Origin of the sequence: Pseudomonas sp. HN2-3 (assembly GCF_020691745.1) — a bacterium.
In the GTDB taxonomy this organism is placed as follows: domain Bacteria; phylum Pseudomonadota; class Gammaproteobacteria; order Pseudomonadales; family Pseudomonadaceae; genus Aquipseudomonas; species Aquipseudomonas capeferrum.
This window is the reverse complement of record NZ_CP085705.1, coordinates 24,399-31,784: the sequence shown is the minus strand read 5'-3', so window position 1 is coordinate 31,784 and position 7,386 is coordinate 24,399. Positions and strand designations below refer to the sequence as shown.

At 63.9% G+C, this 7,386-nt stretch carries 7 protein-coding genes and 2 pseudogenes; 3 read left to right on the top strand and 6 right to left on the bottom strand.

Going from position 1 to position 7,386, the window contains the following annotated elements; all coding sequences use genetic code 11:
* Positions 1-306: 306 nt before the first annotated feature.
* Positions 307-498 carry a PLDc N-terminal domain-containing protein gene (locus tag LJX93_RS27255; RefSeq protein ID WP_033700642.1) on the bottom strand — a complete coding sequence of 64 codons (192 nt, stop codon included), beginning with the start codon at positions 496-498 and terminating at the stop codon, positions 307-309.
* A gap of 127 nt (positions 499-625) precedes the next feature.
* Between LJX93_RS27255 and LJX93_RS27250 the strand changes: the two genes are divergently transcribed.
* Positions 626-1,564: a ZIP family metal transporter gene (locus tag LJX93_RS27250; protein WP_033700643.1), complete on the top strand. Its 939-nt coding sequence runs from the start codon at positions 626-628 to the stop codon at positions 1,562-1,564.
* 122 nt (positions 1,565-1,686) lie between these two features.
* Here LJX93_RS27250 and LJX93_RS27245 read toward each other — a convergent pair.
* A pseudogene (locus tag LJX93_RS27245) lies at positions 1,687-2,218 on the bottom strand (hypothetical protein).
* A 59-nt stretch (positions 2,219-2,277) separates the two neighbouring features.
* Positions 2,278-2,803, bottom strand: a pseudogene (locus LJX93_RS27240) (ankyrin repeat domain-containing protein).
* Between the two features lie 266 nt (positions 2,804-3,069).
* On the opposite strand from LJX93_RS27240, the gene LJX93_RS27235 reads away from it, so the two are divergent.
* Positions 3,070-3,342: a DUF3509 domain-containing protein gene (locus LJX93_RS27235; protein WP_033700646.1), complete on the top strand. Its 273-nt coding sequence runs from the start codon at positions 3,070-3,072 to the stop codon at positions 3,340-3,342.
* 58 nt (positions 3,343-3,400) lie between these two features.
* On the opposite strand, the gene LJX93_RS27230 is transcribed toward LJX93_RS27235, so the two are convergent.
* The 3 genes from LJX93_RS27230 to aroC form a co-directional block, all read right to left on the bottom strand.
* On the bottom strand, positions 3,401-3,937 hold the full coding sequence (locus LJX93_RS27230; RefSeq protein ID WP_033700647.1) for an oxidase: 537 nt from the start codon (positions 3,935-3,937) through the stop codon (positions 3,401-3,403).
* Positions 3,937-5,091: an MFS transporter gene (locus LJX93_RS27225; RefSeq protein ID WP_186663032.1), complete on the bottom strand. Its 1,155-nt coding sequence runs from the start codon at positions 5,089-5,091 to the stop codon at positions 3,937-3,939. The genes LJX93_RS27230 and LJX93_RS27225 overlap by 1 nt, the downstream gene beginning before the upstream one ends.
* Positions 5,092-5,168: 77 nt before the next feature.
* Positions 5,169-6,260 (bottom strand): chorismate synthase, encoded by a 1,092-nt coding sequence (gene aroC, locus LJX93_RS27220; RefSeq protein ID WP_033700649.1) that lies wholly within the window; start codon positions 6,258-6,260, stop codon positions 5,169-5,171.
* 140 nt (positions 6,261-6,400) lie between these two features.
* On the opposite strand from aroC, the gene LJX93_RS27215 reads away from it, so the two are divergent.
* The gene (locus LJX93_RS27215) at positions 6,401-7,363 is read left to right on the top strand and encodes an alpha/beta hydrolase (protein WP_033700650.1); all 963 of its coding nucleotides are present in this window, start codon (positions 6,401-6,403) and stop codon (positions 7,361-7,363) included.
* The last annotated feature ends 23 nt before the right edge of the window (positions 7,364-7,386 follow it).

Here is a 7,386-nt window from a genome sequence, read left to right as displayed (position 1 = left end):
GGCATCCGTGTTAGCCATGAATGGGAAGGTCCTAGGATTGCGGGTTTGCGGAGATGGCGCTGGCTTATACCAACGCAGCATTGTGCGGGTGCGGATTCTGTTTAAACCAATGTGAAAATTTTGTCACGGCCGCATTTCTGCTTATTTCACGACCGTTGCCTGTGTGTGTGTGTGTGTGCGTGTGTAGGAGCGGCCTTGCGTCGCGAACGGGTCGCGCAGCGGCCCCGGGTTCTGTGGCGCAGCAAAAATCGCCGGGGCCGCTGCGCAGCCCGTTCGCGACGCAAGGCCGCTCCTACACACAGGGCGTCAGATGCGTATATTGCCCCTGGGCCCGGCAATCGCCCAGATCACCAGCCCGATCACCGGCAGCAGCGCGATCAGCAAAATCCACAGCACCTTGACCCCCACTTCGCTGCCGCTCTTGATCACATTGAGGATCGCCCAGATATCCAGCGCCAGAATGATCAGCCCAACCAGGCCATTGAATGTGGACCCCATGCCCGTTACTCCCCTGCAAAGACGTTGCAGCACAGCATAGCCAGCTATCACGTCGATAGAAGGGAATCCTTGGCCGATTGCGCGGGTCCTTGCTTAGACTGCCTGTATTCACTGATTCGAGGTTCGCATGCCACCCGCCCATACCGAAACGGCCACTTCCCCTTCGTTGCTGAGCGCCTGGCGACAACAGGTGGTGAACACCCCCTGGCTCAGCGCCGGCCTGGGCTTGAGCCTGCTAGCGGTCGTCGTGCTGCTGGCGGCGAGCCTGTGGAACGCGGTCAGCGGTGACCATGCCGACAACCTGCACCTGGCGTTGCTGGGCGGCCTGTCCGGTTTTGCTGCCACCGCCCTGGGGGCAGTCCTGGCCGTGGTGCTGCGCGATGTCAGCGCGCGCACCCAGGATGTGATGCTCGGTTTTGCTGCGGGCATGATGCTGGCAGCCAGTTCATTCTCGCTGATTCTGCCGGGCCTGGACGCCGCCCGCGAGATCACCGGCAACGGCCCGGCGGCGGCCTTCACCGTGGTGCTGGGCATGGGCCTGGGCGTGCTGCTGATGCTGGGCCTGGACCGTTTCACCCCGCACGAACATGAAAGCACTGGCCGATGCGGCCCAGAGGCAGAACGCATCAACCGGGTGTGGCTGTTCGTGCTGGCAATTACCTTGCACAACCTGCCCGAGGGCATGGCAATTGGTGTGAGCTTCGCCAATGGCGACATGAACATCGGCCTGCCGCTGACCAGCGCAATCGCCATCCAGGACATCCCTGAAGGCCTGGCCGTGGCCTTGGCCCTGCGGGCCACGGGGCTGTCGAACATGAAGGCGGCGCTGGTGGCGATCGGTTCGGGCTTGATGGAGCCGCTGGGCGCAGTCATCGGCCTGGGCATTTCCACCGGCTTCGCCTTGGCCTACCCGATTAGCATGGGGTTGGCGGCGGGGGCGATGATCTTCGTGGTGTCCCACGAGGTGATTCCAGAAACCCACCGCAACGGCCACCAGACGGCGGCGACCCTGGGGTTGATGGGCGGGTTCGGGGTGATGATGTTCCTGGATACCGCGCTGGGCTGAAGCGCTCGGTTGTCTGTGCCGGCCTCTTCGCGGGACAAGCCCGCTCCCACAAGTCTGAAGGTGCACTAAACCTGTGGGAGCGGGCTTGTCCCGCGAAGAGGCCGGTACAGCAAGCGATCAGGTCAAACGTGAACCGCGACCTTCAAAGCCTCCAAAGCCGGCTCGACCTTGATCCCGACTTCGGCCCCCAGCTCCTGCACCCGTGCCAAGTCGTGCTGGCCCACCATCACCATCTGCAACTCATCATCCAGCAACTGGCTGAAATTGAGCAGCACATAACCACCAGCCTCCTTGTTCAAGGCCCCCATCTGCACCTGGATACGATTGAGTGCGGTCAGCGGCTCGGTGCGCGCCAGCTGCTTGGCTTTGAGGGTGAATGGCACGCTCTTGTCGAACGAATCGGTGATGTTCTGGAACAGCTCTTGGTAGCTGTCTGCTTGGAACAACACGGTGTCCGGCAGGCTGCCGAGCACGACCCACTCACACCAAGGCAATGGGGAAGCTGTCGTCGTAGTTGATGTCCGGATTGGCCGCCAGGAAGGCGGCTGGGTCGGCGTAGGCCTGTGCGGCCTCGTCGGCGATGCGCTCGATGTCTTCCTCGCGCATGCAGCCGGCGCCAATGAGGGTGATGAGTTCGAGCAACTGGTTTTTCATGTAGGGGGCCTGCGGCGGGTGAAAAGTCGCCAAGGATAGCCGCAAACGCCCCCTCAGGGTTAGCCGGCCAGCGCTTGCAAGCGCGCTACCGCATCGACTGCGCCCATGGTTTGCGCGGCCATCAGCGCGGTGGCGGCCACGGGCATCCTGGCGCGCCGGGTCGGCACCTTGGGCCAGCAAGTAGTCGATGATCTCGCGGCGGTTGAACATGGCCGCCAGCATCAACGCGGTGCGCCCGTCCTGGGCGGCGGCATCCACCGGCACGCCGTGCTCCAGCAGCAGACGGATCATCGCCAGGTCGCCTTTGAACGCAGCGCCGGCAATCGGCAGTTGCCCATTGTCATTGGCAAGCAGCGGGTCGGCGCTGTGTTCCAGCAGCACGCGAACCGCGTCGAGGTGGCCGTGATAGCTGGCCAACATCAGCAGGGTGTCACCCTTGTGATTGCGCAGGTTGGCCGGCAGACCGCTGGCAAGCAAGCGCCCGAGCATGTCGGCATCGCCTTGGCGGGCACGCTCGAAGACCTGCTCGGCAAAGGCCGCTGTTTCGTCATCGGTCATGGCGGCGGGCGCGGGTTGGGTGGACATGTTGAACCTCCTGGCAGAAATGATTGCCTAATTTTTTGTCAGGCAAGCCCGGCGGGTCAAAGGTTCAGATTCTATCGAGCCGATAGTTAACTCAGGGCTCGTGCAAAATGCACTGTGCAAAATGCACGACCATGCAGGTTGCACGAGACAGCCCTGGCGAAATAAGCTCAAGACATTGATTTTAAAGGACTTTTAGCTAGAAAGTTTTTTGGCACGGTCGCTGCAACCATCAACTCACGTCTGCCACACAACAGTCAGGAGTTGATATGGACCTCATCCAGGAAAAGTTCGTCTCGGTGTTTTCGGCCTACCAGGTCGCTACCCAGCCCCGCCCCGATGGTGGTGTCTTGCTGACCCTGCGTGCCGCTGATGGCAAGGTTACCCGCCGCGTGTTGACCTACGGGCAACTGCACAGCGCCGAGCAGCTGTCCTGGGCGATCAGCGCCATTCGCCGTGACCTGGCTGAACAGGCGAGCGAACTGCCCGTCATTACCATGCTGCAGAGCCAGCAACGGTTTGCATTGCCGACCTATCGCTGATTCTTTTGCCGGTTTCTTCGCGGGGCAGACTTGCTCCGCGAAGAAACCGGTACACGTATCACAGCTCGTCGATGCCCAAGAACGCTCGGGCAGTCTCGTCCCCAGTAAGCCTCGCCTGCATCCCCTGCTCACTGCCAAACAACCGCAACGCCACGCAGAACGGCGTCTCCCCCAGCTCTACCCAGCGCCGCGTGCCGGCCGGGACCACCAGCTGGTCACCCTTCTCGCACAGCACCGAATACACGAACCCACCCAGGCGCAAGCCCACCTGCGCCCGCCCGCTGACGACCGCAAACACCTCTTCGGCGTCATGCACGTGTTCATCACGCACATCGGCCTGCAGCGGGTCCGCGCCGTCACGGTTGAGTACCGCGAAGACCGTACTGCCATGGCCGGTCATCAGTTGATCGAGGTAGTCGCCGCACGCGGCCATGACCTCGTCTGTGGCGCTGCCGGGGCGAACCCTTAGCTCAAGCGGGCGGTGGACGAAGCGCACGCCCTGCTCGGCCAGCGTGGCCTGTATATCGTCGTGGTGGGTCAGCAGCTTGTTCGGCAGCTCCGGGCTGGACGGGTGGAAAACGCTGAGGATACTCATCAGTGGCGGGTCCTGGTCGATTGCGAACAAAGGGCAATGATAACGGCTGCGGCCAAGGCTGCGGCACTGGCCATACCAAAGGTGAAGGCTGGCCCCAGCAGGTTCCAGCTGTAGCCCGAATACAAGGCGCCAAGCGCACCGCCGGTGCCCGACAGTGCCGCGTACAACGCCTGGCCCTGGCCTTGCTGGCGCGCGCCGAAGCTGGCCTGGACGAACGCAATGCAAGCGGCATGAAAGCAACCGAAAGTAGCCGCGTGCATCACCTGGGCCAGCACGAGCACTGCCGGGTCATCCGCCAAGGTGCCAAGCAACAGCCAGCGCACGGCGGCCAACAGGAAGCTGGCCAGCAGCACCCGCTGCACGGAAAACCGCGCGAAGACCCGGCTCATGGCCATGAACACCAGCACCTCGGCCACCACCCCCAGCGCCCACAACAGGCCGATGGCGCCACGGCTGTAGCCCAGGTGCTCCAGGTGCAGGGTGAGGAAGGTGTAGTACGGCCCGTGGCTGAGCTGCATCAGCGCCACGCACACATAGAACGCGATAACCCCAGGCGCCCGTAGCTGCTGCACGAAGCCCCCCGCGCCGCTGCGCTCTCCCTGCTCTACCGGCTGGGCATTGGGCACCCACAGGCTGGCGGCGACGATGCCGGCCATGATCGTGACGAGGGCTACCGGGTAGATGTCCAGGCTCAGCCACTCGAACAACCGACCCAAGCCGACCACGGTCAGGATGAAACCGATCGAGCCCCACAGGCGTACCTGGCTGTAGCGGGACGTTTGCCCGTGCAGGTGGGCCAGGGTGATGACCTCGAACTGCGGCAGCACCGCGTGCCAGAAAAACGCATGCAAGGCCATGACCAGCGCCAGCCAGGCGTAGCTCTTGCCGAAGAAGATCAGGGCGAAGCTGGCCAAGGTGGACAACGCCCCCAGGCGCACGATCAGCAGGCGCTGGCCGGTACGGTCGCCCAGCCAGCCCCACAGGTTGGGCGCGATGCAGCGCATCAGCATGGGGATGGCCACCAGCTCGCCGATGCGCGCCGGGGAGAAACCCAGGTGGTCGAAGTACAACGCCAGGAAGGGGGCGGTGGAGCCCAGCAGGGCGAAGTAGAAAAGGTAGAAGCTGGACAGGCGCCAGTAGGGAATCGGGGGCATGGTGGCTCAGCCAGTTTTGTTGTTGCCGGTGCCGGCCTCTTCGCGGCTAAACACGCGAAGAGGCTGGCACCGACGAATCAGAGCTGGCCCAGCACCGGAGTACTGACCTTGACCTCGGCATTCTGCGCACGGTGACGCAGCAGGTGGTCCATCAGCGCAATGGCCATCATCGCCTCGGCGATCGGCGTGGCGCGGATGCCGACACACGGGTCATGACGCCCCTTGGTGATCACTTCGACCGGATTACCATTCACATCGATCGAGCGGCCCGGCACCGTGATGCTCGACGTCGGTTTCAGCGCCAGGTGCGCAACGATAGGCTGCCCCGAGGAAATACCGCCAAGAATGCCGCCAGCGTTGTTGCTGAGGAAGCCTTCCGGGGTCATTTCGTCACGGTGCTCGGTGCCACGCTGGGCGACACTGGCAAAGCCCGCGCCGATTTCCACACCCTTGACCGCGTTGATGCTCATCAGCGCATGGGCAAGTTCCGCGTCGAGGCGGTCGAAGATGGGCTCGCCCAGGCCCGGCATCACCCCTTCGGCGACCACGGTGATCTTGGCCCCAACCGAATCCTGGTCGCGGCGCAGCTGGTCCATGTAGGCCTCGAGCTCCGGCACCTTGTCCGGGTCGGGGCTGAAGAAGGCGTTCTGCTCTACCGATGCCCAGGTCTTGAACGGGATCTCGATCGGGCCGAGCTGGCTCATGTAGCCGCGCACGGTGATGCCCTGGGTGGCCAGGTACTTCTTGGCGATGGCCCCCGCCGCCACGCGCATGGCGGTTTCGCGGGCCGAGCTGCGCCCGCCGCCGCGGTAATCACGTTCACCGTACTTGTGGTGGTAGGTGTAATCGGCGTGCGCCGGGCGGAACAGGTCCTTGATCGCCGAATAGTCCTTGGACTTCTGGTCGGTGTTACGGATCAGCAGGCCGATCGAGCAGCCCGTGGTGCGCCCTTCGAACACGCCGGAGAGGATTTCCACCTCGTCCGGCTCTTGGCGCTGGGTAGTGTGCCGGCTGGTGCCGGGCTTGCGCCGGTCGAGGTCATGCTGCAGGTCGGCCAGGGAGATCTCCAGGCCCGGTGGGCATCCATCGACAATGGCGACCAACGCCGGGCCATGGCTTTCGCCAGCGGTGGTGACAGTGAACAGCTTGCCGTAGGTATTGCCGGACATGGACGCTCCGCGAGTCTGCCTGAGATGAACGAAAGCGGCAGTATACGGAAAATTTCAACAGGAATGGTCGTCTGTACTGGCCTTGCGAACCTTCACGCAAACATTAGGTCATATTCATCACCTCCCCACCGTAGTACCCCATGATGCCGCGCCTCGTCGCCCTGCTTTTCATGCTCTGTGCCAGCCTCGCCCAGGCCGCCTCCCCCACCGTCCTGCAACGCCCCATCGACCTGGACACCGGCCAGGGCGTGCTGCACGGCAGCCTGCTGTTGCCGCAGCAGGCCACCCCGCCCCCCGTGGTGTTGATCATCGCTGGTTCCGGCCCGACGGACCGCGACGGCAACAACCCGGCCTCGGGGCGTATCGACAACCTCAAGCGGCTGGCCCTGTTGCTGGCCGGCGACCACATTGCCAGCGTGCGCTTCGACAAACGTGGCGTGGCCGCCAGCCAACCGGCGACGCCCGACGAACGTGACCTCAGCGTCGAGCGCTATGTCGCCGATGTGGTGGCCTGGAGCCGCAAGCTCAAGGCCGACCCGCGTTTCGGCCCACTGATTCTGGTCGGCCACAGCGAAGGCGCGCTGATCGCCAGCCTGGCTGCCGAGCAGGCCGGCGCCAGCGCGGTGATCACCCTGGCCGGCAGCGGCCGGCCGCTGGCTGAGGTGCTGCGCGAACAGCTGGCCCAGCGCCTGCCGCCCGCCCAACTGGCCCGTGGCAGTGCCTTGCTCGACCGCCTGCAGGCTGGGCAGACCAGCCTGGACGTACCCGCTCCGCTGCGCCAGGTGTTCCGCCCCAGCGTGCAGCCCTACCTGATTTCGCTGTTCCGGCAGAACCCGGCGGCGGCGTTCGCGCAACTGCCGATGCCGGCGCTGATTGTCCAGGGCCGTAATGACGTGCAGGTAGACGTGACCGATGCCGAACGCCTGAAGGCAGCTAAACCTGATGCGCAATTGGTCTTGATCGATGGCATGAACCACATGCTGCGCATCAGCCCCAAGGGCATGAGCCAGCAACGTGACAGCTACCTCAACCCAGAGCTGCCTCTGGCTCGCGAACTGGGGGAGCGAATCGTGACGTTCATCCAGCATTTGCCATCGGCCTGACCCTCAGGTCTTGAACGCCGCTG

Excerpts from the sequence above, each read along its gene's own strand:
- LJX93_RS27255 (WP_033700642.1), bottom strand. The coding sequence starts at position 498 with ATGGGGTCCACATTCAATGGCCTGGTTGGGCTGATCATTCTGGCGCTG.
- LJX93_RS27250 (WP_033700643.1), top strand. The coding sequence starts at position 626 with ATGCCACCCGCCCATACCGAAACGGCCACTTCCCCTTCGTTGCTGAGC.
- LJX93_RS27235 (WP_033700646.1), top strand. The coding sequence starts at position 3,070 with ATGGACCTCATCCAGGAAAAGTTCGTCTCGGTGTTTTCGGCCTACCAG.
- LJX93_RS27230 (WP_033700647.1), bottom strand. The coding sequence starts at position 3,937 with ATGAGTATCCTCAGCGTTTTCCACCCGTCCAGCCCGGAGCTGCCGAAC.
- LJX93_RS27225 (WP_186663032.1), bottom strand. The coding sequence starts at position 5,091 with ATGCCCCCGATTCCCTACTGGCGCCTGTCCAGCTTCTACCTTTTCTAC.
- aroC (WP_033700649.1), bottom strand. The coding sequence starts at position 6,260 with ATGTCCGGCAATACCTACGGCAAGCTGTTCACTGTCACCACCGCTGGC.
- LJX93_RS27215 (WP_033700650.1), top strand. The coding sequence starts at position 6,401 with ATGATGCCGCGCCTCGTCGCCCTGCTTTTCATGCTCTGTGCCAGCCTC.